23 protein-coding genes are annotated in these 26,411 nt (G+C 49.9%); 20 read left to right on the top strand and 3 right to left on the bottom strand.

The features are described from left to right. The 11 genes from ACX1DY_RS13385 to ACX1DY_RS13435 all read left to right on the top strand — a co-directional run bounded on the left by ACX1DY_RS13385 (nt 1) and on the right by ACX1DY_RS13435 (nt 9,740). Nucleotides 1–1,251, top strand: a complete 1,251-nt coding sequence (locus ACX1DY_RS13385; RefSeq protein WP_458964695.1) for a DUF58 domain-containing protein — start codon at nt 1–3, stop codon at nt 1,249–1,251. Beyond that, nucleotides 1,248–3,473 carry a DUF4129 domain-containing transglutaminase family protein gene (locus ACX1DY_RS13390; protein WP_458964696.1) on the top strand — a complete coding sequence of 742 codons (2,226 nt, stop codon included), beginning with the start codon at nt 1,248–1,250 and terminating at the stop codon, nt 3,471–3,473. Before ACX1DY_RS13385 ends, ACX1DY_RS13390 begins: the two co-directional genes overlap by 4 nt. A 90-nt stretch (nt 3,474–3,563) precedes the next feature. After that, nucleotides 3,564–4,091, top strand: a complete 528-nt coding sequence (locus ACX1DY_RS13395; RefSeq protein WP_458964697.1) for a YqeG family HAD IIIA-type phosphatase — start codon at nt 3,564–3,566, stop codon at nt 4,089–4,091. Further along, complete coding sequence (gene yqeH, locus ACX1DY_RS13400; RefSeq protein WP_458964698.1) at nt 4,088–5,215, top strand: ribosome biogenesis GTPase YqeH; 1,128 nt, start codon at nt 4,088–4,090, stop codon at nt 5,213–5,215. The genes ACX1DY_RS13395 and yqeH overlap by 4 nt, the downstream gene beginning before the upstream one ends. Nucleotides 5,216–5,238: 23 nt before the next feature. Next, a complete protein-coding gene (aroE, locus tag ACX1DY_RS13405) occupies nt 5,239–6,111 on the top strand; it encodes a shikimate dehydrogenase (RefSeq protein WP_458964699.1) in 873 nt (290 codons plus the stop codon). Between the two features lie 44 nt (nt 6,112–6,155). Then, nucleotides 6,156–6,449 carry a ribosome assembly RNA-binding protein YhbY gene (gene yhbY, locus ACX1DY_RS13410; protein ID WP_019912522.1) on the top strand — a complete coding sequence of 98 codons (294 nt, stop codon included), beginning with the start codon at nt 6,156–6,158 and terminating at the stop codon, nt 6,447–6,449. Between the two features lie 63 nt (nt 6,450–6,512). Next, nucleotides 6,513–7,115 carry a nicotinate-nucleotide adenylyltransferase gene (locus ACX1DY_RS13415; RefSeq protein ID WP_458964700.1) on the top strand — a complete coding sequence of 201 codons (603 nt, stop codon included), beginning with the start codon at nt 6,513–6,515 and terminating at the stop codon, nt 7,113–7,115. Further along, nucleotides 7,087–7,665 (top strand): bis(5'-nucleosyl)-tetraphosphatase (symmetrical) YqeK, encoded by a 579-nt coding sequence (gene yqeK, locus ACX1DY_RS13420; RefSeq protein ID WP_458964701.1) that lies wholly within the window; start codon nt 7,087–7,089, stop codon nt 7,663–7,665. The genes ACX1DY_RS13415 and yqeK overlap by 29 nt, the downstream gene beginning before the upstream one ends. Further along, the gene (gene rsfS, locus ACX1DY_RS13425; RefSeq protein WP_019912519.1) at nt 7,662–8,009 is read left to right on the top strand and encodes a ribosome silencing factor; all 348 of its coding nucleotides are present in this window, start codon (nt 7,662–7,664) and stop codon (nt 8,007–8,009) included. The genes yqeK and rsfS overlap by 4 nt, the downstream gene beginning before the upstream one ends. Beyond that, a complete protein-coding gene (locus ACX1DY_RS13430; protein WP_458964702.1) occupies nt 8,006–8,923 on the top strand; it encodes a CvfB family protein in 918 nt (305 codons plus the stop codon). Before rsfS ends, ACX1DY_RS13430 begins: the two co-directional genes overlap by 4 nt. A gap of 46 nt (nt 8,924–8,969) precedes the next feature. Further along, complete coding sequence (locus ACX1DY_RS13435; RefSeq protein ID WP_458964703.1) at nt 8,970–9,740, top strand: class I SAM-dependent DNA methyltransferase; 771 nt, start codon at nt 8,970–8,972, stop codon at nt 9,738–9,740. A gap of 113 nt (nt 9,741–9,853) precedes the next feature. Here ACX1DY_RS13435 and ACX1DY_RS13440 read toward each other — a convergent pair whose 3' ends face one another. Continuing rightward, a complete protein-coding gene (locus ACX1DY_RS13440; RefSeq protein WP_458964704.1) occupies nt 9,854–10,012 on the bottom strand; it encodes an asparagine synthase in 159 nt (52 codons plus the stop codon). A 519-nt stretch (nt 10,013–10,531) separates the two neighbouring features. Continuing rightward, nucleotides 10,532–11,395, bottom strand: a complete 864-nt coding sequence (locus tag ACX1DY_RS13445) for a LysR family transcriptional regulator (RefSeq protein ID WP_458964705.1) — start codon at nt 11,393–11,395, stop codon at nt 10,532–10,534. A gap of 293 nt (nt 11,396–11,688) precedes the next feature. On the opposite strand from ACX1DY_RS13445, the gene ACX1DY_RS13450 reads away from it, so the two are divergent. The 4 genes from ACX1DY_RS13450 (at nt 11,689) to ACX1DY_RS13465 (ending at nt 18,943) form a co-directional block, all read left to right on the top strand. Continuing rightward, entirely contained in the window at nt 11,689–12,054 is a 366-nt protein-coding gene (locus ACX1DY_RS13450; RefSeq protein ID WP_458964895.1) for a cupin domain-containing protein, read from the top strand. Nucleotides 12,055–12,346: 292 nt separating this feature from the next. Then, nucleotides 12,347–12,898 carry an NADPH-dependent FMN reductase gene (locus ACX1DY_RS13455; protein WP_458964706.1) on the top strand — a complete coding sequence of 184 codons (552 nt, stop codon included), beginning with the start codon at nt 12,347–12,349 and terminating at the stop codon, nt 12,896–12,898. 307 nt (nt 12,899–13,205) lie between these two features. Then, complete coding sequence (locus tag ACX1DY_RS13460) at nt 13,206–13,631, top strand: GNAT family N-acetyltransferase (protein ID WP_458964707.1); 426 nt, start codon at nt 13,206–13,208, stop codon at nt 13,629–13,631. Between the two features lie 536 nt (nt 13,632–14,167). Next, entirely contained in the window at nt 14,168–18,943 is a 4,776-nt protein-coding gene (locus ACX1DY_RS13465; protein WP_458964708.1) for a LamG-like jellyroll fold domain-containing protein, read from the top strand. A 97-nt stretch (nt 18,944–19,040) separates the two neighbouring features. Here ACX1DY_RS13465 and ACX1DY_RS13470 read toward each other — a convergent pair whose 3' ends face one another. Beyond that, the gene (locus ACX1DY_RS13470) at nt 19,041–19,997 is read right to left on the bottom strand and encodes an ArsR/SmtB family transcription factor (RefSeq protein WP_458964709.1); all 957 of its coding nucleotides are present in this window, start codon (nt 19,995–19,997) and stop codon (nt 19,041–19,043) included. 406 nt (nt 19,998–20,403) lie between these two features. Here ACX1DY_RS13470 and ACX1DY_RS13475 point away from each other — a divergent pair, with 406 nt between their 5' ends. From ACX1DY_RS13475 to ACX1DY_RS13495, 5 genes are all read left to right on the top strand, one after another. Further along, nucleotides 20,404–21,645, top strand: coding sequence for an extracellular solute-binding protein (locus ACX1DY_RS13475; RefSeq protein ID WP_458964710.1), 1,242 nt, complete (start codon nt 20,404–20,406; stop codon nt 21,643–21,645). An 80-nt stretch (nt 21,646–21,725) separates the two neighbouring features. Beyond that, on the top strand, nt 21,726–22,604 hold the full coding sequence (locus ACX1DY_RS13480) for a carbohydrate ABC transporter permease (protein WP_458964711.1): 879 nt from the start codon (nt 21,726–21,728) through the stop codon (nt 22,602–22,604). A 53-nt stretch (nt 22,605–22,657) separates the two neighbouring features. Then, the gene (locus ACX1DY_RS13485; protein ID WP_458964712.1) at nt 22,658–23,572 is read left to right on the top strand and encodes a carbohydrate ABC transporter permease; all 915 of its coding nucleotides are present in this window, start codon (nt 22,658–22,660) and stop codon (nt 23,570–23,572) included. A 29-nt stretch (nt 23,573–23,601) separates the two neighbouring features. Further along, nucleotides 23,602–25,080 (top strand): alpha-N-arabinofuranosidase, encoded by a 1,479-nt coding sequence (locus ACX1DY_RS13490; protein WP_458964713.1) that lies wholly within the window; start codon nt 23,602–23,604, stop codon nt 25,078–25,080. A 278-nt stretch (nt 25,081–25,358) separates the two neighbouring features. Further along, nucleotides 25,359–26,321 carry a glycoside hydrolase family 43 protein gene (locus ACX1DY_RS13495; protein WP_458964714.1) on the top strand — a complete coding sequence of 321 codons (963 nt, stop codon included), beginning with the start codon at nt 25,359–25,361 and terminating at the stop codon, nt 26,319–26,321. Nucleotides 26,322–26,411: the final 90 nt, after the last annotated feature.

The following is a 26,411-nucleotide window of genomic DNA, read 5'->3' on the forward strand; positions in this document are numbered from 1 at the left end:
ATGAAAAGCTATCTCTCTGAGGCGGCGGCTCTCATTCAGCCGAGGAAGTTCGCCGGCATACTCGCAATTTGGGGCATCACACTGCTGTATGTGCTTTTTCAGGGCGGCAAAACCTCCTTCATGCTGTTTATTATGGTCACTGTATTGCTGCTTTATTTAATTATTGGGGGCCTGGGCGGGGTACGCCGGGCCAAAGGCACGCGCAGCCTTTACTCCGAGCAGGACAAGCCTGATTTAATATATGCGGGCGGATATCTGCGGGTGAAGCTGAACATCACGATTCCGGGCTTTCTGCCTTTGCCGTACGTGGTGGTCAGGGAAATTCTGAAACGCCATAACGGTGAATCGTGGGTGTTTGAGGAGAGTCTGGTTCCCAGCCTGAAGGGGAAGGGTGAGCTGCTGTTCCAGACTCCGGCCCTGGAGCGTGGACGTTATACTTTCGAGGGGACGGATATTCTTGCCGAGGATATCTTCGGCCTTGTGGAGCATAAGGGAACCTTTCTGGCCGAGGGGCAGTTCCGTGTGCTGCCGCGCGCGGTGCTTGTGCCGCGCTGGCAGCTCTATGAGCGGAGAGCGCGGCTGGCCGGACCCCAGGCGTCTCTGGTCCCGTCGCGGCGGGAGACGACCCAGATCAACGGGGTCCGCGATTACGTCTACGGCGACCGGATGTCCCGCATCCATTGGAACGCAACGGCCAAGACAGGCGACTGGAAGTCGAAGGAGTTCGAGCATGAGTCCGTTCCCAAAACGATACTGGTCCTGGACGGGAGCGCTACGGCCTATGTGAGCTCAAGCCAATTCGAGCTGGCGGTTTCGATTGCCTCCTCGCTGCTGGGCTTCGGCATCCGTGAGCGGATCGGCATCGGCCTGTGCTGTCTGGACAAGAACACCAAGGTGTTCAGCCCTGCCGAGAGCGGAGCGGAACGCCAGAAGATGAACCAATATCTGATCGACATCAACGCCGAAGGCCGGGGACCGCTTATATCGAGACTGGAGAAGGCGCACCGTATGTTCCCGAAAGGCTCGTATTTTGTATTGATCAGCCCGCTGACCGGCCAGCCCGTGCTGGAGGTGCTGCGCTGGGCGGAGAGCCGGGGAATGACTCCCTCTCAGATTCATGTACAGGGTTCAGCAGCGAAGAACCGCACTCAGGAGTGGCTGGATGTGCTGAAATCACGCGGCGTTACAGGCTGCAGCGTGAATTCGCTCCATGAGCTCCCTGCGGTGCTCGGAGGTGACACACGGAAATGACACGCTGGTGGAATGGCATTAAATCATCCTGGCATCGCTCTTTCGGCCTGCTGTGGCTAATGGTGATAGCCCTGCAGTGGGTCTCGTACACAGAGCCCTTCTGGCTTGAGGAGACCACTGCAGCAGTTCTGCTTACTCTGGCTGTGGCAGCGGTCATTGAAATCCTTTTACCCGTAAAAATGATCTATCGTCTGCTCCTCGAAGCTGCGGCAGCGGTCTATCTAACCTACCGCATGGTACTTCATTATGGGGGCTACGTCCCTAATCCTTGGCTGCAGACGCTGGGCGACCGGCTGCAGGATATCCTCTCAAATATGACACCATATATCTGGTTTGCCCTTGGGGCGCTCGTTCTGCTGTTGCTGTCATCCTGGTGGGTGTCCTCGAAACCGCGGATTCTAATGTTTATTGGCATGAATATTGCCGCGTTTGCGGCGCTGGACTCTTTTACTACTTCTATTCTATGGCAGGAAGTCGCCTGGACGGTATTTGCCGGCATGGGCTGGCTGGTGACCCAGCATCTGCGCAGCTTCCAGCTGCATTACCCCCGGGGCTGGACCTATCTGCTAAAGTATCCGTTCAAGGTGGCAATTAATGTCGCTATTATTTTTTCCCTTGTGATTATTACCGGCGTGAATATGCCCGAAGTGCGCCCGACGCTGACTGATCCATACACCGCATGGCAGGAATGGAAGGGGGGCGGCAGCAGTACCGCCTCCGGTACCTCCGGCTCAACCGACAACGGGACCAGTTCAACTTCCTCGGGAAACACAACCTCCGGCTACAGTACGGATGATAATAACCTGGGCGGGGGCTTCAACTTTGATTATTCCCCTATTATGACCGTTAATTCGGATATGCGTACTTATATGCGCGGGGAGACCCGCAGTATGTATTCAGGCACAGGCTGGATTGATGATGACACCATCAAACGGGGGCCGTTTGTGGGGGCCGAGGTGGGTCAGCCGCTGGAGCGGAAGGCAGCATCCAAAGTAGAGACCAGAGAGCTGAAGATAAGCGTGAAGCTGCTCGGGAACAATTCGTATCCGGTCCTATTCGGCGGATATTCGATTTCAACCGTGAACTCCATCAATGGCGAAGCTGCTGGCAGCGGCCTCTTCTGGAGAAGCGAAGGCAGCGAGCTGTTATGGAACACAGCTTATCCCCGGGAATATGTGCTGACCTCGCAGGTCCCGGTTGTTCCTGTTCAGGAGCTGAACAAGATGACATATGAACAGCTGTACGGCGGGGAAGCAATTGACGACCAGTATCTCCAGCTGCCGCAGAAATTCCCAGAACGGGTCAGAGCGCTGGCGCAGGAGGTAACGGCCCAGGGAAAGACGCCTTATGAGAAAATATCGCTCTTGCAGCAGTATTTGCAGCAAACCTTTCCATATACGAATCAGCCGGATCTCTCGCGCCGCAAAAGCAAGGATTTTGTGGAAAGCTTCCTGTTCGAGGTTATGGAAGGATATTGCGACTACTATTCTACTGCACTGGTTACGATGGCCCGTTCGCTGGATATTCCTGCGCGCTGGGTCAAGGGTTATGCGCCAGGCGAGCAAGCGGAGCTGCCGGACAATATTGCCATGCAGCAGGGATCAGCACTGGTTAACAATAACTATACGATTACGAATGCGGATGCCCATTCGTGGGCTGAGGTTTATTTCGGAGAGTACGGCTGGATTCCGGTCGAGGCTACGCCAGGCTTCAATACTCCTCTTCTAACGCAGAGCCAGGAGACAACGCCGGAGGAAGCTGCTGTTCCGGAGGAAGAACCCAAGCCGGAACAAGCTGATGTGAATAATGGAACGCAGGAAGAGGGATTTCATATGGGAGCATGGATAGTGGCGGCAGCTTCGGCTGTGCTGCTGTCATGGCTCGGCTTTCTGCTCTGGCACTACCGCATGAGCCTTCGTTTCATTCTTGCGCGGCTGCGCTACGGCCAGCCTTTGTCTCCGGTGCAAAAAGTTGAGGCGGAAACGGCGAGATGGGTAAGGTATGCCCGCAGGAAGGGCATGCTGAAGGAAGAGCATGAAACGCTGCGCGAATCCGTGGACCGCTGGAGGCAGGAACGGCCAGCCTCTGCCGGCAATCTCTCGGCGCTGCTCGGAATGTTCGAACGGGCAAAATACAGCCCGGAGGTTGTTGAAGACAAAGACTGGCGCAGCGTGTATACTGAAGCTTTGCGGCTTCGCAAAAGCATAAAGTCCGGCAAATAAAGCTATGCAGCGGAAAATACAGGCAGCCGGTTCATTTGCGAAGCGCAAAGAGTATGATATAGTTTGTCGTATGAAATCGAGGTGAACGTATTGTTTGAAAGGTTAATGCCCAAACTCCGGGTGAACACGGTATTTGATATTGCGCTCGAGGAGCTCTACGCCCGTGGATACCGGGGCATCATCACGGATCTGGATAATACGCTGGTCGGCGCCAAAGCGCCTCTGGCCACCCCGGAGCTGATATTGTGGTTCAACAAGGTGAAGGAGCTTGGCTTCAAGCTGATCATCGTGTCGAACAACAACATGGACCGGGTGTCACGCTTTGCCGTGCCGCTTAATATTGAATATGTGCATCAGGCCCGCAAGCCGAGGAGCACTCCGTTTCTAAAGGCGATGAAGCAGATGGGGCTTACTCCCGAGCAGACGATTGTGGTCGGCGATCAGATGCTTACCGATATATTCGGCGGCAACAGGCTGGGACTATATACGGTGCTTGTGCTGCCCATCTCCGTCAAGGATGAAGGCATCGGTACAAGAATCAACCGCCGGGTAGAGCGGATTGCTCTGACACGGCTTCGCAAGCAAGGATTGTGGCATGAGGAGGATAAATCTAAATGAATCAAATGAAAGAAGATCAGCGCCCTGTGAAATGCAGCGGCTGCGGCATCAAGCTGCAGACCACGGACAAGGAGCTTCCGGGCTACATCCCGGAGGTTGCCTTTGAACGGGAACCGGTCATTTGCCAGCGCTGTTTCCGCATCAAGAATTACAATGAAGCCTCTTCGGTATCCGTGGATCAGGATGAGTTTCTTCGTCTGCTGAGCGGGGTAGGGGAGAAAAATGCGCTTGTGATTCATATCGTCGATCTTTTTGACTTTGAAGGCAGCCTGATCTCCGGTCTGCAGCGGTTTGTCGGCAATAACCCTGTTATTCTCGCAGTGAATAAAGTCGATTTGCTGCCGAAGGTGACGAACTGGAACAAGCTGCGCAACTGGATGCAGCAGCGCTGTAAGGAGCACGGCCTGCGGACGGCGGAAATTGTGCTCTGCAGCGCAAAACGCAATCAGGGCTTTGACCGCCTGCTGGAAGCGGTAAGCGAGCTGCGCGGACAGCGTGATGTCTATGTCGTAGGCGCTACCAACGTAGGCAAGTCCACCCTGATCAACCGCCTGATCTCCGACTACAGCGATCTGGAGGAGGAGCTTACGACTTCGCGTTATCCGGGGACTACCCTGGATATGGTGAAGATTCCGCTGGATGACGGCCACTATATTATTGATACACCGGGGATTGTGTATCCTTGGCGTTACAGCGAGCTGGTGGAGCGCAAGGATCTGGGGGCGGTAATGCCGGAAAATCCGCTGAAACCGGCAGCATACCAGCTGAACGAAGGGCAGTCGCTGTTCTTCGGCGGACTGGGACGGTTTGATTTTGTGCAGGGGGCGCGGCAGTCATTCACCTGCTACATCAGCGGGACGCTGAAGATCCACCGCACGAAGCTGGAACGGGCGGATTCTCTGTATCAGGAGCACCGGGGCGAGCTGCTGTCTCCTCCGGGAACCGCTGATATGGATAAGCTGCCGCAGTGGCAGCGGCATGAATTCCGCATTGCACGGAACAGCCAGACCGATCTGTTCATCTCGGGTCTGGGCTGGATCAAGGTGAACGGAAATGAAGGAGCGGTAGTGGCGGTCCATGCTCCGCGCGGCGTCAAGGTGCTGACCCGTCCGTCGCTGATCTGATTCTTAAGGAGGGCGGCGAAGCTGTGACAAGCGCAAATGGCAATGACATGAACAAGGATATTCTGCTCGGGGTAATGGGCGATCCCATCGCCCAATCCAAATCTCCCCTTATGCACGGAGCGGCGCTGAAAGCGCTGGGCATCCCGGGAGCCTATGTCCCGCTGCATATTGCGTCTGACCAGCTCAGTGAAGCGGTGGGTGCGATACGCACACTGGGGTTCCGCGGAGTGAACGTTACGATCCCGCATAAGGTTGCGGTGATGGAGTATCTGGACAAGCTGGATGAAAGTGCGGTTGCCGTCGGCGCAGTCAATACGATTGTCAACGACAACGGTATTCTTACAGGATTCAATACGGATGGTATCGGATATGTCCGTTCCCTCAAAGCAGAAGCCGCGCCGGTCTTGTCCGGCGCCCGCATTCTCGTCATCGGCGCCGGAGGGGCGGCAAGAGGTATTGTTACCGCATTGCTGCAGGAGAAGCCTTCCGCAGTGCTTATCGCCAACCGGACTGCGGACAAGGCGAAGGAACTGGCAGAGGCATGCCATGGCAAGGGCAAGGCCAGTGGTATTAGCATGAACGAGATTGGTGAACATATCGGAGGGATGGATATTGTAATCAATACAACCTCCGTAGGCATGTATCCCCATATAGATGAAACGCCGATTGATCCCGGATTGCTGCCTGCCGGAATAATCGTGAGCGATTTGATATATAATCCATTGCGCACCCGGCTGCTGTCGGAGAGCCTTAAGCGCGGCTGCAGGATTCATGGCGGGCTGGGCATGTTCGTCTACCAGGGCGCTTATGCGCTTGAGTACTGGACCGGACGGACAGCACCGGTGGACATTATGCGGCAGACCATCCTGGATTGCCTGGGCGGCAGCGCTGAATAAATACAAAGAAATTATATTATGTTAATTAAGGAGTTTGTTCATTTATGTTAACTGGAAAACAAAAACGCTATCTCCGCTCTTTGGCGCATCATCTGGATGCCGTGTTTCAAGTCGGCAAGGGCGGTGTTAACGATCATCTGATCCGCCATATCGAAGAAGCTATCGAGAAGCGCGAGCTGATGAAGATCAGCGTACTGAACAATAATGCGGATGATCCGAAGGAAATCGGGGCCGCACTTGCGGAGCAATCAGGCTCCGAATTGGTGCAGGTCATCGGCAAGACGATCATTTTGTACAAGGAATCACGTGACAACAAAACCATCGAGCTGCCCCGCTAAGGCGGCGCCCGCAAGCTTGCGGGAGACGGTAGCTTACCCTGATAATAAGAGGAGGTAGACCTCTTGAGAGTCGGAATTATGGGAGGGACCTTTGATCCTCTTCATATCGGCCATATGATGGCAGCGGAGACCGCCAGGGAGTCCTATGCGCTGGAAGAGGTGTGGTTCATGCCATCGCATATTCCACCCCATAAGCATGAAGCCGGTGCAACGGGTGCGGAGCGGCTGGCGATGGTGCAGGATGCGATCAGGGATCACGAGGCTTTTGGCATTCTGGATCTGGAAATCGCCAGGGGCGGTGTATCCTACACGTTCGAGACGATCGCTATTCTGCAGGAGAAATTTCCACAGCATGAGTTCTTCTTCATCATCGGTGCGGATATGGTGCAGTATTTGCCGAAATGGCATGGGATTGAGGAGCTGGTGCGGCGTCTGACCTTCATCGGTGTGGGACGTCCGGGCACTCCGCTGGACCTTGCGGCCCTTCCGGGCTTTATTGCAGAGAAGGTTCTGCTGGCGGATATGCCGCTGGTGGATATCTCTTCAACGATGCTCAGAGCACGGGCCGCCGAAGGTAAATCCATCCGTTATATGGTTCCTGAGGCTGTATATGATTATGTTCAAAGGAGTGGATTGTATGGCATTCACCCGCGAAGCGCTGATTGAATCGGTCTCCGCACAAATGCCCGAGAAACGCTGGAAGCATACGCTTGGCGTGATGGAAACGTCAGTGAAGCTGGCAGAGCGTTACGGCGGAGATCCGGTCCGTGCGGAAACGGCGGCAATCCTGCATGATGTGGCCAAATATTGGCCGGTGGAGCGAATGAAGGAGATCATCGAGCAGAATGGATTGTCGGCTGAACTTTTGAAGTATGACAAGCAGCTCTGGCATGCCGAGGTAGGCGCTTTTGTCGCCGAGAAGGAATATGGAATAACCGATCCTGAGGTGCTGGGGGCGATCAAGTTCCATACCTCAGGACGCGAGAACATGAGCCTATTGGAGAAAATAGTCTGCCTGGCCGATTATATTGAGCCGGGACGGGATTTTCCCGGGGTGGATGACATACGCAAGCTGGCGAAGGTTAGTCTTGAGCAAGGTCTGGTCGCCGGATTTGACTCCACAATCAGCCTGCTGCTGCAGAAGCGCAGGATTGTGTTTCCGTTAACGGTGCTGGCACGCAATGACCTAGTAAGAATATTGGAGGATAAAATATGAGTGTAGAATCAGGCAAGCTCCTGCAATTGGCCCTCAAAGCCGTTGAAGATAAAAAAGCAATGAACGTGGTTGCGCTTGACTTGCGCAGCGTTTCGCCTATCAGTGACTATTTCGTTATCTGTCACGGGAATTCCGATACCCAGGTGCAGGCGATTGTCACCGAGGTTCGCAAGGTCGTTCATGAAGCCGGCGGCATGGTTCGCGGCATTGAAGGAATGGACGCTGCCCGCTGGGTGCTGATGGATCTTGGAGATGTTATCGTGCATGTCTTCCACCGCGACGAACGCGATTATTACAATATTGAGCGCCTGTGGTCCGACGCCAAGGTTGTGGAGACGGTATGAGTCTGATTGCCGGAACTACGGTCACGCTGGAAGTCTTACGGGAGGTATCACCTTACGGCTATTTCCTGGGTGCAGGGGACCAGGATGTCATGCTGCATTATACGGAGCTGGTTGGCAGCAAGCCTAAGATTGGAGCCAAGGTTGAAGTGTTCATCTTCTTTGATACAGAGGATCGCCTTGCGGCCACAATGAAGAAGCCTCTTCTGACTTTGGGGGAAATGGCTTTGCTGGAAGTGGCGGATATTCATCCGCGCCTCGGCTGCTTCCTGGAAATGGGGCTTGGACGGCAACTGCTGCTGCCGATTCGCGAGCTGCCGGAGCTTATAGAGCTGCGTCCGCAGGTTGGGGACAAGGTGTTTGTCATTATGGAGCATGACAAGCAGGGACGCCTTCGCGCCAAGCTGGGCGGAGAGCAGGAGCTTGCTCCGCTCGCGCTGCCTGCGCCTTCCTCATGGATGGGCCAGATGGTTAAGGCCAGAGTGTACAAGCCGCTGCAAATGGGGACCTTTGTGCTTGTGGACGGCGGTGTGCTGGGCTTTGGGATCATTGGAATGGTCCATTCCTCCGAACGCACCCGTCTGCTGCGGCTAGGTGAGGAGTTCGAGGCCCGGGTGTCGCATATCCGCGAAGACGGCCGTGTGAATCTGTCCATGTCCCAGCGCAAGGAAATCGGCCGGGATGTCGATTCAGCTACGCTGCTGGAATTTTTGCAGGAACGTCCGGGCGGAGCGATGCCTTATTCGGATGCCACGCCTCCGGAGATCATCAAGCAGCGCTTCGGCATCAGCAAGTCGGCGTTCAAGCGTGCGCTGGGCAAGCTGATGAAGGAAGGTCTTGTTACGCAGAAGGAGAACTGGACGTACCTTGCCCGCAAGGAAGAGGATGGAGCGGCTCCAGAGCAGAGCAAGGAATAACGAAAAGTCTGCAAATTAAATGCATGATAGAAAGCGGTGTACGTCAGTGTCTTCCTATGGGAAATTTGCATATGTGTACGATGAGCTTATGGCGGATATGCCGTATCCGGATTGGCTGGCCTTTGCGGAGACGGCATGGAGCAAATACGGCAAGCCGCTCACCGTTGCCGAGCTGGGCTGCGGAACCGGGAGCATTACCATCCCGCTTGCCGCAGCAGGTTACCACATGACCGGGATTGATTTATCTTCGGATATGCTGTCCGTGGCTCAGATGAAGATGGAGCAGCACCCGCAGGGACGCCGGTTCCTGCGTGAGGGCAGCGTGCGCTGGGTCCGCCAGAACATGACGGAATGGGAGCTGCCGGAGCCGGTGGATGCCGTGATTTCCTTTTGCGATTGTCTGAATTATGTGCTGGAGGAGCAGGAGGTCCGTTCTGTATTTGCCCGCACCTTTGCCGGACTCAAGGCTGGAGGCATCTTCCTGTTCGATGTGCATCATCCGAACACACTCATCCGCTATGAAGAGGAGCAGCCGTTTGTACAGGATGATCCTTCAGTGTCGTATATCTGGACCTGTGAAATGGATGTTCCGCGCCGCGAGATCGAGCATCATCTGTCCATTTTCGCCCGTGAAGACGGAGGAAGCGGATTATACCGCCGCTTTGAGGAGACGCATATTCAGCGGGCTTATGATCCAAGCTGGATGACTGAGGAGCTGCTGAAGGCGGGCTTCAGCGATGTGAAGGTGTACGCCGATTTTGAATGGGTGGAGGCCGACGACAGTGCTGAGCGGCTGTTTTATGTAGCAGTGAAATAAACCAATAGCTTATGAAGGTCCTTACCCAAGGCAGGGGAGGGCCTTTTTGCTGTCTTATTAATAAGGAACCGGCCAGTACATGCTGTACAGGGCCGGCATCTTCCAACCTTTTTTTAGCGGTGCTCGAATAAATCAATCGCTCCCAGCACGATGTGGGCCAGACCAAATCCAAGCAGACCTGTAGCGGCCATCTTATATCTGCTGCCGAGAAAAGCTGCGCTGGAAGCAGTGACTACAGTTCCAAGAACGGCGGGAATCAAACCTTCACGCATTCGAAACACTCCCTCTTAGCTGGTATGAAAGACACCGTTAGTGTGGGTTAATGTGCAGCGGATTATTAGGAAAGCTCCTGTCCATTTATTGCAAGCTCCGTTCAGTTGCTAAAGAGCATCTATGCAAAACGCAAGGCGATACCCTAGAAAAGGTAGATGTGGCGATAATTCTAAAATCAAGGCATTGGAGAACGAAAAGAAAGTACTCCAGAGCAAATGAAAAAGGCTTATGCTCAGGTTTACGATACATTTTAACTCAACTCGTTAAGCTAACGGGCAGTTATCTTTAGTGACTTACCATAGTAATAATATATGGTTTATATGCATTATTCATTGTTTAAATCTGTTCAAATATAGGTGATGGATAATGAAGTGGAATGAAGTAATGCATGAAGAAGATAGTATCATGGGGTTCATCAATCACTTCCATTTTCTAAGATAAAGATAAAAATTAAAGGGAATCCTAGGACAAGTAATTATAACTGTGAATAATACTAAAAGTTGGAAAATAGCAACAAATCACAGATTAGTTATGCCCACCAGATCCATAAATCGTGAGAGAGCACTGGTCATGTACGAGTCACGACGCCTTATAAACACAGTGGGCACTGTTCTGTACGGTTCCGGTAATGGATGACAGGTAAGTCTTCCCTGCATCCGTGATTCAACCATAGATATTGGTAAGACGGTGACTCCTAACCCGTTTTCAACGCATTTAAGGACACCCTCTAGAGTGCCATATTCCATCACCTTCATAGGAGCATAGCCATTGTCCTCTAGCCATCGCTGCCAACGTCCCAAATAGATGCAATGCGCGAATGACGAAAGCAGTGGTTCATGTAAAATCAATTCTAATTGGAATGGTTCCGGAGAGTAGCTTGTAATCAAAACTAGAGATTCTTCAAAGACAGGGTATTCAACAATTTCCGGATGAAGAATTGGCCCATCCACAAATGCGCCGTCTACCTTATATTTGAGAATGGTACTAACCTGATCCACAGTAGGTGCCATATATAAGCTTAATTCTACTTGTGGAAATTTCTTGTGATATTGTGTAAAAATCAATGGCAATCGTGTAGAAGAAGTTGACTCCATAGCTCCAATGCGCAAAGTTCCCCGCGGGGCAGAAGAAAGCTTAACTGCCTCAATCGCTTCCTCGAAATCGTAAAGCAACTTGTTTACATGCGGCAACAGTTCACGTCCTGCAGGGGTTAAGGATACCTTCTTATGATATCGATATAACAGAGGAACGCCCAGCTCTTGCTCAAGACGTTGTATTCGTGCAGTAACGTTGGACTGTGCATAATTCAATTTCTCAGCAGCTTTTGTAATGCTTTGTTCAATTGCTACTGCCTTAAACACCTCCAAAGATCTAATGTCCAAAACAACTCTCTCCTTTTGCATCACAAAATTTGATTATCTATATACTATTTTTTGATTTTACGTGATGCACCGCAGTATGTAAACTTAGTGAATAAGAGGGATTTACACCAAAACCAAGTGATTGAGTAGCTCGTTATCTGATGATGAGGAGGTGAATGGGGAAAAAGGAGATTCTAGCCGGGGCAAAATACTCCTTTAGAGATCCGCCGCATTCAACTAAAGGACAGGATAGTTAACAACAACCCAAGTCAATAATATGGTATATTGAATATTAATAAAAAGGAGGAATTAACATTAAATACCAATCTATTAATCTGAATGAGAAATTATCTAAGTTCAATGAACATTGGTCTCCTAAAGTCATTGGTGAAATGAATGACTATCAATTTAAATTGGTCAAGATAGATGGGGATTTTGTATGGCACGATCATCAAGATACCGACGAGGTGTTTATCGTGCTCGAAGGAGAGATGTTCATCGATTTCCGCGATGGCCAAGTAAAGATTTCCCAAGGAGAGATGTTTATTGTACCAAGGGGTGTCGAACACAAAACTTTTGCTAACCAGGAGTGTCATATCATGTTGGTAGAGCCCAGGGGCGTAGTAAACACTGGCGAGACTGAGTCAGAATTAACAGCAGTCAATGATGTTTGGATCTAATGCATTTAGCTTCAGTTCGATTACATCGTTAAAGTAACGAGGAAAGATAGTTAAACATAAAGGGTTCCACATATTATACATGAATATGTGGAACCCTTTATTATATCTGGGTTTCCTAAATTTAGGTCTTGATAAACTGAGAAAATATAGTATTAGAGTGTCATGGCTTCAATAAGCTAACGGGCAGGTTAATAGAACGTAGTAGTAAGACATTTATACGTATTATGATTGACCATAACATTGGTGTTATGGTTTATACTTGTGATAACAAATGTAAAAGATGGTGAACTGAATGGAGAAACGAAGTTTGGTAGTTCTATGCATATCCGGAAGTCTTCGCAAGCAATCGACCAATTCACGGCTGCTCTTGACCATCGAGGGAATGATACCCGTGGGTATGGAGTTTCGTCTGTACGATGGGCTGGCAAGCTTACCGCACTTCAGTCCCGACTTAGACGGTGACGAAGTCGAACCCCATGAGGCGGTGTACGAATGGCGGGAAAAGTTGCGGTCAGCGGATGCGATCGTAATCTGTACCCCGGAATATGCGCGCGGAGTGCCAGGCTCGCTTAAGAACGCTCTCGACTGGGTAGTCTCCTCGGGCGAGTTCGTGAATAAGCCAACAGCGGTTATCAGTGCATCCCCGCATGCGGAGGGTGGCGCTACAGCACTAGCATCGTTGATACAGACCCTTAAAATGATGAGCGCGGTGATACCCGACGAAGCAACGCTCGCCGTTCCTTTTGTCAGTAAAAAACTTGGCCTAGAAGGTAGCATGATGGATGTGAATACCTCATCTTCACTGCGCAACCTCGTTCGGGCACTGATACAGACTTTAAACTAACGGAGAACGTTAGCTCAATAAAATCCAGAAACATCAAGAAATCTGCAGACAACAGCGGCCGGAAGTCCAAATATTCTCTGGAGTCACGGCCAATCCCAAAACATAAAAATCATTAGTTCAATCTATATAGCTGACATTTTATTGAGTTATAGTCTATTAACAATTAACCACACCTGCAATGAAATAGCCACACCGTGGTTCTAGTAATTTCGCTAATATAATACTATGATTACGATGAATGGGTTACCGATAGAGATTTATGTCGAGCGACACCTTATAAAGTGAGAAATGAATGGAGATGAAATCTATGATTAGAGTTGCGAAATTGGAGGATAGAAAAGATATATCCAAATTATTGATGCAATTAGGCTACCCGGACACCGAATCTTTTATTAAAGAGAACATGGAAAGGCTTCTTGCTGACCCCAATGAAGAATTGATGGTTTATGAAGCTGAAGGAAGGGTTACTGCCTGCATTTCCCTACACTATATCCCACAATTGGGTATTAAAGGAGATATCGCATCAATTAGTTATTTTGTTGTGGACTCCTCTATTAGAAGTAAAGGAATTGGAAAGGAATTAGAGGAATTTGCCTCTGCCTCTGCCAGAAAAAGGGGATGTGACAGTATCCAAGTTCATTGTCATTCCAGAAGAATAGATGCTCATAAATTTTATGAGAGACAAGGTTTTAAGGAGGCTCCTAAGTACTTTTCAAAAATGTTAGACAAATGACGGACCACTTTTAGTAAATTAACAGCAAAGCTTTTATAGAGAGCTAAAGAGAGCGAGTGGTTCAGAGCACCCAAAAGCCGTTCAACTAAAGGAGAACGATAGTTGAACGTACCAAGGAATCAGGTCCCCGCCGCGGTCGCCATCTTTTTCGTTACGATAGTTTAATAAGGACTCCACATATTATGTTGACTAATATGTGGAGTCCTTTATGTTATTTGATTTTCTTGAAAATAGATACTTTATTTTCTTTGGACTATAATGCATAAAAACATAAAAAGATTTAGTTATTTTAAAAATTACAATTGACTATCTGTTGATACTGTAGTTAAAATAAAACCGAGAAAAGTCGCAATTCGATTTTATGTTTATGTTTATTTAAAACATAAATTCTCTGCATTTTTTTTAGAACTCATTGAAAGCGTTTTATATTGTGCGGTGAAGAATGGAGGATTGGGAGAAGCCAGCTAAACCCATATATCATTGAGTACTCATCCGGTCAGTAATATTTATACTTTTGTATTGGAGGAATTTACACTTTGAAAAAGAACATTGGCAAATTCACTGCTTCGCTTCTTGCATTGGCCCTGGTTGTGCCTTCGGCAATTGTTTCCGCAGCCACGCCTGCAAGCGATTTCAAAGAGCTTGGGCAGGCTGCGCAGAAGCAGGTGACTGACTATACGGGCCACTGGGCACAGAAAGAATTTCAGGTATGGGCGGATAAAGGACTAATCTCCGGTTATGGCAATGGCGTGTACAAGCCTGACCAGGACATCACCCGGCTGGAGTGGGTGTCACTTGTAAATCGGGTTTTTCATTTGCAGGCTGAAGCCGAGGTGAGTTTCACTGATGTTTCAGCATCCATTGCGAGCGATATCAAAAAAGCTGTGGCTGCCGGGTATGTATCAGGCTACAGCGATGGCACGTTTCGCCCGGATCAGACGGTAAGCCGCCAGGAAGCGGCCGTAATGCTGTTCAGATTGTTCAAGTTAACCGCTCCAGCAGGCGGAACCTCACCAAAGGATGCTGCGGATTTGCCGTCATGGAGTCAGGAAGCTGTGCTGTCCTTGTTCGGTGAGGGTTACTTGGGCGGTTATGCAGATGGCAGCTTTAGGGGAGGAAAGTCCGTTACGAGAGCTGAAGCCCTGCGCATGATCGGCAATCTTTCCGGAGAAATTTCCAATCAAAGCGGTACTCTTACTGGCGTTACAGCCCGCAATATGATCATCAGCACTTCTGGTGTCGTATTGAAGGATTCCAAAATCTCCGGGAACCTGTATTTGACTGAAGGCATTGGAGAAGGCGACGTGAAGCTGGACAATGTGACCGTATCCGGCAAGGTATTTGTGAACGGCGGAGGCGAGAACAGCGTAACGCTGAACAATGCCGCCATCCCGGAACTGGTTGTGAATAAGCAGAACGGGAAGCTTCGGGTCCTGACCCAAGGAACGAGCACGGTGAATAACGTTCGGGTTCATTCCGGCGTCAAGCTGGAAGAAGAGGCTTCAGCTACCGGCGGGGGCTTTGGCCCGGTAGTAGTTGAGGGCACATTGCCGGCGAAATCAGCTATTCAATTTAGCGGCAGCTTTCCATCGGTAGATGTGAGGGCGTTGGGCGAGCCTTCGCTATATTTGAACAAAGGCAGCATCGCTGAAATGACAATGAATCAGAAAGCGGAGTTGCATGTGGAAACTGGCGCGGAAATTAAAAATCTCATTGCCAATGGGAACTTCGTTATTAATGTTCAGAATGCCGGAAAAGTGTCCTATAGCGATAAATACAGCGCCAATATCAAACTTGTGACTCCGGGCGCTACGGCGGCCCCGACAGCTACAGCTAATGCAGGCTCCGGCGGCACTTCGGCGACACCAACAGCAACGCCTGCAGTAACACCTGCAGCGACACCAACAGCGACAGTCACTCCAACAGCAACTGCAACTGCAACCGCAACACCGACAGCAACGCCAGTACCAACGCCAGTGTCAACCGCACCGGCTTTTACCAACGTATCTGTACACGATCCTTCGATAGTCAAGGATGGCAGCAACTATTATGTGTTCGGTTCACATATTGATGCAGCCAAATCCAGTGACCTGATGAACTGGACACGGTTCACTAACGGCTACACCACGCCGAACAATGTTCTGTACGGGGATCTCTCCAAGAATCTTGCAGAATCCTTTGCTTGGGCGGGAGAGAATGATTCAGACAGCACGAACGGCTTTTCCGTGTGGGCGCCGGATGTTTTTTGGAATAAGGATTATAAGAATGCAGACGGTACAAAGGGCGCTTACATGCTGTTCTATTGCACCTCTTCCACCTATATCCGTTCGGCAATCGGTTTTGCCGTTTCCCAGAAGATCGAGGGGCCTTACACCTATGGCAATACGGTCATCTACTCCGGGTTTACGCTGACGGAAGCCTATGATGCCAAGAGCAAGATTAACAAACAGTGGGAAAATACGAACATTCCTGCGCTGATCAAAGATGGAACGCTTGAAGGGATGAATCCGAACTGGTTCGATGCAGCGGGTTCGTATAAGAACAAAGTATACACGAATGCAATTGATCCGAATTTGTTCTACGACAAGGAAGGCAAGCTTTGGATGACTTACGGCTCGTGGTCGGGCGGTATTTTCATTCTGGAGATTGATCCTGTTACAGGAAAACCTAAATATCCGGGAAAAGATGGAACGACAGCGGACGGCAGGCTGATCGACCGTTATTTCGGAACCCATATTTCCGGCGGCAATACGAAATCGGGTGAGGGCCCATATGTAACCTACGATAAAAATACCGATTATTACTATCTGTACGTAACTTACGGCGGTCTTGCTTCTGACGGCGGCTACAGCATGCGGCTGTTCCGTTCCAAGAACCCGGACGGCCCATATAAAGATGCAGCAGGACAAGATGCGGCGCAGCCGAACCAAACCAATAATGCGGCATACGGCAACAAGCTGCTCGGCAACTTCATGTTCACGAATGTGAACGGCGATCCGAATTTCCAAACCTATGGCTATGTGTCATCAGGACATAACTCCGTATATTACGATGCGGATAAAGGCAAGCTCTTCAATTTCTTTCACACCCGTTTCCCGCTGCGCGGCGAATCGCATGAGCTGCGGGTGCATCAAATGTTCATGAACGAAGATGGATGGCCGGTGGTAGCACCGCACCGTTACTCTGGTGAAACGATCGGCAAGGTTCAGCAGAAGGAGCTGGCCGGGGCTTATCAATTCATTAACCACGGCAAGGATGTTACAGCAAAAATCAAGCCTACAGTGGATATTGAGCTGAAGGAAGACGGAACCATCAGCGGATCTGTGACCGGAACCTGGGAGCTGAAGGGTGATTATTATGCTCACCTGCTTCTTGATGAGACCGTGAACGGCAGCAAGGTGCAGAATCTGTACAAGGGTGTATTCGTGAAGCTGTGGGATTCGACCCGTCAGGCGAATGTCATGACCTTCACTGCAATATCGGAGCAAGGAGTCGCAGTATGGGGCAGCCAGCTCGAGAGCCTGAGCGATGAGCAGCTGGTAGCCAATGTCGCGAAGGGCTTAAGCTTAGGCGATACAAGCAAGGTGTACAGAAGCCTTACTCTGCCGGTGGAAGGCGTTCACGGGGCAACAATTTCATGGGCATCCTCTAACAATGCTGTAGTTGGAAATGATGGGAAGGTTACCCGACCGGAGCATGGAAGCGGGAATATAGCGGCCCTATTGACAGCTACAATCAAGCTGGGCGCAGCAACGGCAACCAAGGCCTTTACTGTTGTTGTCGTAGAGCAGAGCGGCAGCTTGCTGGAGGACGGCCTGGTAGCTGCATATGACTTCGAGGACAATCTCACTGAAGCCGGAGAGCGTGTTGCAAAAGGCGAGGTTACCGGGAACCGGGCCAATAATACGGGCGGAACCATTAATTATGAGGCTGGAAAAGATGGCAAAGCAGCCAGCTTCGACGGCAGCTCCGGTGTCCGCCTTCCGAACGGACTGATTCATGGCAGCGAGTATACCGTGAGCATGTGGCTCCGTCCTGACACATTGACACCGTTTACGACAGCGTTCTTTGGCGCAAAATCGGATTCGAACTGGATAAGCCTGTTGCCATACGGGAATGGCGGAGCTACAACACGCTTGTGGTTCGGCAGCGAGGCTTGGCTCGACGCGGATCTGGGCGTGCAGATCGGGACAGGCCAGTGGTCGCATGTGGCCTTCACGTATGATGCCGGAACCGTCAAAATGTATCTTAACGGTGTGCTCAAATCTACCGGAACCGGATTTACGGATGTATTCATCGGGGAGGACGGGGTATTCGCCCTTGGCGTCAACTACTGGGATGTTCCGTATAAAGGGATGATCGACAAGCTGCGTGTATATGAAAAGGCATTATCCGCAGAAGCCGTAGGCTGGCTGGTGAATGGCGAGCCGGATACCAATGTCAAAGTAAACGCTATAACATTCGCTGCGGCGGAAAAAGAAGTAGCGGTGAGAAATACTTTTACACCTGTGGCAACCATCCTCCCGGCCAACGCTGCCAATAAGACGCTCGTATGGAGTTCAAGTGATCCTGCGGTAGCGGCAGTTGACCCGGTGACAGGATTTGTAACGGCGCTGAAGCTTGGCGAAGCTGTGATTACGGCAACCTCGACGGACGGAAATAGCGTGTCGGGCAGTTATACTGTAAAAGTTACAGACGGAAAAGTGGCGCAATATAGCTTTGAAGGCAATTTGAATGATTCCTTGCAATTGTCCGGTGCAGGCCTTGTCGCCGGAGCAAAGGTGGATAGTCCGACGGTCGGAAGCATCACATACGGCAACGGCATTGCCGGTCAGGCAGCGATCTTTGATGGGAAATCCGGCATCGTGCTGCCCAAGGGCTTGATTAACAGCAATTCTTATTCTGTATCACTTTGGCTGAAGCCCGAGCAGCTTACGGATTATACGACAGCCTTCTTCGGAGCGGCATCCGGCAATCGCTGGATCAGCTTTGTTCCGCAGAGGGGTGCTGATAAAACGCTGCTGTGGTCCGGCGAGAAGTGGTATGATGCGCTTGCCGGCATGCAGATCCCGGCAAATGAATGGACTCATGTGGCGTTTACAGTCAATGACGGCACAGTGAAGGTCTACATCAACGGGGTAGAGAAGTTCTCGGGCAACAATTTCCCGAATGTGTTCACGGATGATAACGGCGTATTTGCACTGGGCATCAATTATTGGGACGTGCCATTCAAGGGCATGATCGACGAAGTGAAGATTTATAACAACAGTCTCACCGTAGACGAAGTATTGGCTGATTATAACGTGAACTAACAGAAATGTATCAAAGCGCAAAAAAGCGGAGTCGCATAAGACTCCGCTTTTTTGTGCAGGTATGTCCGGCATAGGCGTCAGCCCCTGCTTGTGAGAGTTACTCGCCAGTGGAGGAGGTGAGGCTTTTTTCGCCATCTCCAACCTCATGTACATCGTATAGCACCCGTGCCAGCAGATCCTGGCTGTAGTTGCCGAAATGCTTGCCGTAAATGGTTAGCCCGCGTTTGTTGACCGGCTTGTCGGTAACGGCAATGCGGAAGGTCAGCTCACTTTTGTAATCCAGCTTAATGTCATCCAGCGTAATATCCGAGATGCGGCAGCCGTCGATGAAGCTTCCCTCATTGTTGATGCGAATAAGCTTCAGCATTCCGTATTGATTGAGATGGGGCGGCCACCAGTCAGGATTGAAGGTGCCGCGGGTATCTCCGAAATCACCGGGGCTGGTCCAGAAACCAATCTCGATACCGTTTACATAGAAATACAGATCCGAAGGGTAGTTGTCGCTGAAGCCGGGGGCCTCTGAACCAATCTCCATAGAGAACTGAATTTCGCGGAAGGTTTGGTTGGCCTTCAGATAGTTCGGAATCCGGTATTCCAGAAATCCTTCAGCCATCCAGATAATCTCCGAATCAATCCGCTGGGGATCGGCGAAGTACCGCGGCTCGTCGAAGTCACCGATAATGCTGTCCTTCGTAGCCAGTCCACAGGTAGGCACAGCCTGGTAGTTGCTATAATGCCCTACCTGAATCTCGACCTCATACAGATTGTTAATATCCTTGCTGCGAAGATCCACCATAAGCTTATCCTTGTTCAGATAGCAGACCTTCTGGATGCCGTGTTTGCCTACGGAAGTATTGATCTCAATCAATCCGCTTTCTTCCAGCTTCTTAATGTGCATAGTAATGGCGCCATTGCTGAGATTCAGCCTTTTGGCGATTTCATTCAGGTTGAGTTCCTGGTTGCCGGCGAGCAGCTCCAAAATCTGAATTCGGATCTCCGAGCTGAGCGCCTTGAAGATATCAATGCCACTCATTAGATCTTTAATATAAATCATAATTTCAGTACCTTCCTCCGCAAACGTCATTAGAAAAAAACTATTTTATAAAATTATAAACTAATTGATCTAAAAAGGAAAGCCTCCTTCCTTTATTTGTTATATATAATTAAAATTAAGATATATTTTAGAGTGATCTTAATTTTGTTTTTACATTTATTTGAATGAAAAAGGGACGAAACACCTGAAAATAAGCGAATTATTTCAGAAAAAGCGCCTTTTTTCATTTTACTTTGAATATGTGTGAATAGATTTATATTTTTGTGTTTACATTCAGGTTTATATATGCTATTTTATATCTGTAAGCGAATACATTCAAACATTTTTTAATTATTTAACTAATATGCGAAATGGGGGGGTAATCGCTTATTTGATTCACTAAATTATTTCATTAGGAGGAAAAAGTGTGAATAAAAAGTGGGGTTTATCATTATTATCGCTTGTTCTTTTATCAACATTATTGGCAGGCTGCGGGAACGATGACAAAAAGACGATTACGTTCTGGACGCCGCTTACCGGTGATGACGGTGCTTACATGGATCAACTCGTGAAGGACTACAATGCGACAAACCCAGAGATTAAAGTAAAGCATGTAGTCACCGCGGATATGTATACAAAGATTTCTACGGTTCTGAACTCCGGTAAAGGCGTGCCGGATTTGTCGATTATCCATGCTGACCGGATTCCCGGATATGTTAAGCAAGGTCAACTCGAGCCAATGACAGCGGTAACAACGGCACAGCCTGAAATCAAGCAGGAGAATTACCTGCCGCAAGCCTGGTCAACAGGAACAATTGACGGAACCCAATATTCCGTACCTCTCGATATTCACAGTAACGTAATGTACTACAATAAAGATTTGCTCAAGAAGTACAATGCGGAATCCTTCCTCGATGATAATGTGGTTACCATTGATGAAATGCTGTCCTTGCAGGGCAAAATGCAGGAAGGCGATTATGTTGTAAATGACGCCTTGCTCGGCTGGGTAATTCTTGCGCAGATCCAGGATCTCGGCGGGGATATCCAGGAGAACGGCAAGCCTGCCGTCAATACTCCGGTAATGAAGCAAGCCTTTGAAAATGTGAAGAAAATCAACGATGCCGGCCTGATGACGCCATTTGGTGAAGACGGATACCTGATGTTCCAATCCGGCAAAGTGCTGTTCTCCACAGACGGTACATGGAGCTCAACGGCGCATGCCAAGGTAGAGGGCCTCAACTTCGGTGTAACCAACGTATATTCGCCAACAGCGGATAAGTTCACCAACAGATCCTCTTCCCACATGTTCGCAATGCTGAAGAATAAAGACAGATCCGAGGAAAAGGTAGCGGGCATCGGCAAATTCCTGGAATACATCCGCGAGAATTCGCTTGAGTGGGCCAAAGCGGGACAAATAGTAGCAAGTAAGAAGGTTAACGAAAGTCCGGAATTCAAGAACTACATGCAGTCCTTCTTCACATCCAATGAAAAAGAAATTAATTCCCTCTACATCTATACTTATGAATACTATCCATACATTGCAGAAGCAGTAGATACGTATTGCGGGGATATTGTCCGCGGCAACGTTGACATTGATGAAACCTTGAAAACGATGCAAAAATTCGTAGAAGATAAAATCGCCGAAGGAACGGGCGGAGCAGCCAAGTAGAACTGAAACGGAAATGATTGTATAGAGCAATGTGCCTGATGACGGCACATTGCTTTATGCCAAAGGAGAAAAGAATGCCTATGAAAAAGAAATTAAATTTGGCGCCTGTTTTCTTTGTAGGTCCACATGTCATATTATTTGCTGCATTTATTTTGCTGCCGACGATCTACGGAATTTATGCTTCTTTTACGAAATGGAATTTAATGAATGAACCGGTCTGGGTCGGGCTGGACAACTACAAGACGATCCTTTTTGACAGCACCTCAACCTTCCATACACAATTTAACAACGGCCTGAAGAACACCTTTATTTTTGTTCTGCTGAGTGTGCCGCTGTTAATCGTGCTGCCGCTGCTCATAGCTGTTGCACTTGAGCATAAGAAAGTAAAGGGGAAGAGCTTGATTCAGGCAATTCTTTACATCCCGGGCCTGATTTCCATATCTGCGGGAGCGTTGATCTGGCTGCTGCTCTTCAACAAGCAGCTTGGGATGGCCGGCAATGTGTTCGGTTCCGATGTCTCCTGGCCGTCCCATCAGCCATATGCCTGGATTCTCATTATTATCATCACGATCTGGGGCGGCGTTGGAGGCAACATGATTATTTACCGTGCCTCGATCAGCGGGGTGGCCCAGGATTTGTATGAATCAGCAGAAATAGATGGAGCAGGACCGGTCCGCAGATTTGCGAGCATCACATTGCCTTCCATTCGTTTCCCGCTCATTTATACCTTTGTCATGACTACTGCGGGCGCCTTCAATGTATTCGGCCAGCCGCTGATGATGACAGACGGGGGACCGCGTCAGAGCACACATGTACTGATGATGTATATTCGCCAATTGGCTTTCGGTAACGGAGAGTCCATTGCGGGAATGGCGTCGGCGATGGCGGTATTGCTGGGATTGGTAATCTTGGTCATCTCTGCTCTGCAATATTATGTAATGAACCGTAATGCGGCTTAAGTATTGATCAAGCATAGCCCAGCAATTGAAATCGAAAAGGCAGGTGTACCCGTATGGCAAACCAGGTGGCTGAGCAATACAATAAAAGTCCGCTTGTAAACGGACAAAGCGGCGGGAAAAGTAAAGGTTCTGGTATCAGTGTTTCAAAATATATAGCTTATCTGTTCTTGATTGTGCTGTGTGTAATTTGGATCATTCCTGTTATCTTCGGAATCACCACTTCCTTCCGTTCTCAAACCGAGGTCGTTTCTTCAGGTTTCAGACTATTTCCGAAGGAATGGATTTTTGATAACTATGTCTCTATCTTAGAGAACACTTCTACGGCTCCCATTCTGCGGTGGTTGATGAACTCCTTGTTTATTGCGACCATGCATACCTTTTTGGTGGTTGTGGTCATCTCGATAACCGGCTATGGCTACTCGCGGATGAAATTTAAAGGAAGAGATACACTCTTTTTCACCCTGCTAGGGATTTCGTTTTTTCCTGGTGTAGTGAATTTGATCCCTTCCTACAAAATTATTGATGCACTGGGCTGGGTCAACACCTCCTGGGCGATGATTATCCCGGGTCTGGCAGGCATGGGCAATATCTTTCTGGTTAGACAGTTTATGAACGGGATTCCGAAGGAGCTCGATGAATCGGCCCATGTGGACGGTGCGAGTCATTACAGGATTTATATGTCGATCATTGTGCCGCTGATTAAACCAATTCTGATTGTATGCGCCCTGTTTTCCTTCACCGGATCATGGAATGACTTCCTGTGGCCGGTTATCGTATTCACTGATGTTGACAAAATGCCGGTTACGGCGGGGCTTCTATTACTGCAGGATATCTACGGCAACTACCGTATGATCGGGCAATTGATGGGATCAGCGATCCTGGCGATTATTCCTACCTTGCTGTTGTTCCTGTTCGCACAGAAATACTTTGTTCAATCCATTAATCTGAATTCAGGGATAAAAGGCTAAATATAAAGCTTCTCAAGGAGAGAGAAACTATGACTGCAAAGCTTACCATCCAATCTGATCACCCTAAAAGCATAATCAATAAAAATATCTACGGACATTTCGCCGAGCATCTCGGCAGATGCATCTATGAAGGCATTTGGGTCGGCAAGGATTCGCCTATTCCGAATACAGACGGCATCCGCAATGATGTTATCTCCGCTTTGCGCAAGCTCGACATTCCCGTGCTGCGCTGGCCTGGCGGCTGCTTCGCCGACGAATATCACTGGAAGGACGGCATCGGCCTTCCCGAGTCCCGCAAACGCATGATCAACACCCACTGGGGCGGAGTGGTGGAGAACAACCACTTTGGCACTCATGAATTTTTCCGGCTCTGCGAGCTGCTGGATTGTGAGCCGTACATCTGCGGCAATGTTGGCAGCGGCACAGTTCAGGAAATGTCGGAATGGGTGGAGTATATGACCTTTGACGGTGAATCTCCAATGGCGAACTGGCGTGCCGAGAATGGGCGCGAGCAGCCGTGGAGGCTTACATATTTTGGCGTGGGGAACGAGAGCTGGGGCTGCGGAGGCAATATGCGTCCGGAATATTATGCAGACCTGTATCGCCGTTACCAGACCTATGCGCGTAATTATGGAGATAACAAGCTCTATAAAATTGCCGGAGGCGCCAATGTGGACGACTACAACTGGACGGAAGTGCTGATGCGCGAAGCCGGACAGTTCATGGACGGTCTCAGCTTGCATTCCTACACCATCCCGGGAAGCTGGGAAGAGAAGCGTTACGCGCTCGGCTTCGATAACAGTGAATGGTTCGAGACCATGAAGAAATCCCTCCATATGGATGAGCTCATTACCCGTCATTCCGCGATTATGGACAAGTACGATCCGGAACAGCGGGTGGGATTGATTATAGATGAATGGGGAACCTGGTTCCTTTCCGAGCCGGGCACGAATCCCGGATTCCTGTACCAGCAGAACACCCTTAGGGATGCGCTCGTAGCAGGAATACACCTGAATATTTTCCAGAATCACAGCAGCCGTGTACGGATGACGAATATTGCTCAAATGGTGAACGTGCTGCAGGCGCTGATCCTGACCGAAGGCGACAAAATGCTGCTAACACCTACTTACCATGTCTTTGAGATGTATAAGGTCCATCAGGAGAATGAGCTGCTGGAGGTAGCTTTTGAGAGTCCGGTGTACAGCATGGGAGAGGAATCCATTCCGCAGATTAGCGTATCAGCCTCCCGCGATGAAGCCGGCAAGCTGTACGTTTCACTCTGCAACCTGAGCCATGCGGACAGCGCCAGCCTCACTATTGAGCTTGCCGGTATTTCGGCTGGAACCGTAACCGGGCAAATTCTGACCCACACGGACTTGAATGCCCATAACACCTTCGAGTCGCCGGAGACCGTTGCTCCAACCGCATACAATGGAGCAGTTCTGAAGGACGGAGCGCTGGCCTGCCAGCTTCCACCGGCATCCGTTGTTGTCCTGACCCTAGAATAATAGAACTAGATTAAAGTGAACTTAATTAATAAATTGGGGAAAGTGACGGAGGGGAAGTTTGGAACTGTAGGAGCGATATCGTCCGCCTGAGAGCTTTCCGTAGGAAAGCTGGCATCGTAAGCATTGGCTATATTTGGATTTCTACCGCACCCGGCGGTTTCAATCAGGAAATCCAAATATAACAGCGGCCGGAAGTCCAAACATTCCCCGCAGTTACGACCAGACCCCTTTAATAAAAATCTAAAGTTCAGCTTATATAGATTAAAGGAGAAACCATTATGAGCACGAATAGAGAATACAGCAACCCGCTTGTGGAGCAGCGCGCTGATCCCTGGGTATACAAGCATACGGATGGTTATTACTATTTTACCGCTTCGGTGCCGGAATACGACCGGATCGAGGTGCGCAGAGCCGCGTCCATAGAAGGGCTTAAAGAGGCTGAACCCGTTGTAGCTTGGCGCAAATACGAAACCGGGCCGCTGAGCGCCAATATCTGGGCTCCCGAGATCCATTACATTTCCGGCAAATGGTATATCTATTTCGCGGCTGCACGTACGACGGAGACCAAGGAAGGACTGTTCGATCACCGCATGTATGCGCTGGAGAACGAGTCGCCAAATCCGCTGGAAGGCAATTGGGTAGAGAAGGGCCAGATCAAGACGGCCTGGGAAACTTTTGCCCTGGATGCTACCACGTTTCAGCATAAGGGAGTGCTCTATTATGTATGGGCCCAGAAGGACCCGGATATTCCGGGGAACTCCAACCTGTACATTTCGGAGATGGAGAACCCATGGACGCTGACCGGACGGCAGACGATGATTGCTACGCCTGAGTATGATTGGGAGGTCATCGGCTTCAGCGTGAATGAAGGTGCAGCTGTACTCCACCGCAGCGGCAAAATCTTCATCAGCTACTCAGCCAGCGCTACCGATCACAACTATTGTATGGGGCTGCTGTCGGCGGACGAAGACAGCGATCTGCTGGATGCCGCCTCCTGGAGCAAACACCCTGAGCCTGTATTCAAGACCTGCGAGGAGAACGGACAATACGGTCCGGGGCATAACAGCTTCACGGTCAACGAAAATGGTGAGGATGTGATGATCTACCACTGCCGCAATTACAAGGAGATCACAGGCGATCCGCTCTACGATCCGAACCGCCACACCCGCGCCCAGATCCTGCACTGGAATGAGGACGGCACGCCGAATTTCGGAGTGCCGGTGAAGGACAGCAGGAAGTAAGGACAGGGCAATCGCTTACGAAATAAACCGTGAGATTGGATGAAGTGGAAAAAGGAAACCTAATTTGCGAATTTCACCGATTTTTTGGTG

This window comes from Paenibacillus sp. BAC0078, assembly GCF_054483875.1.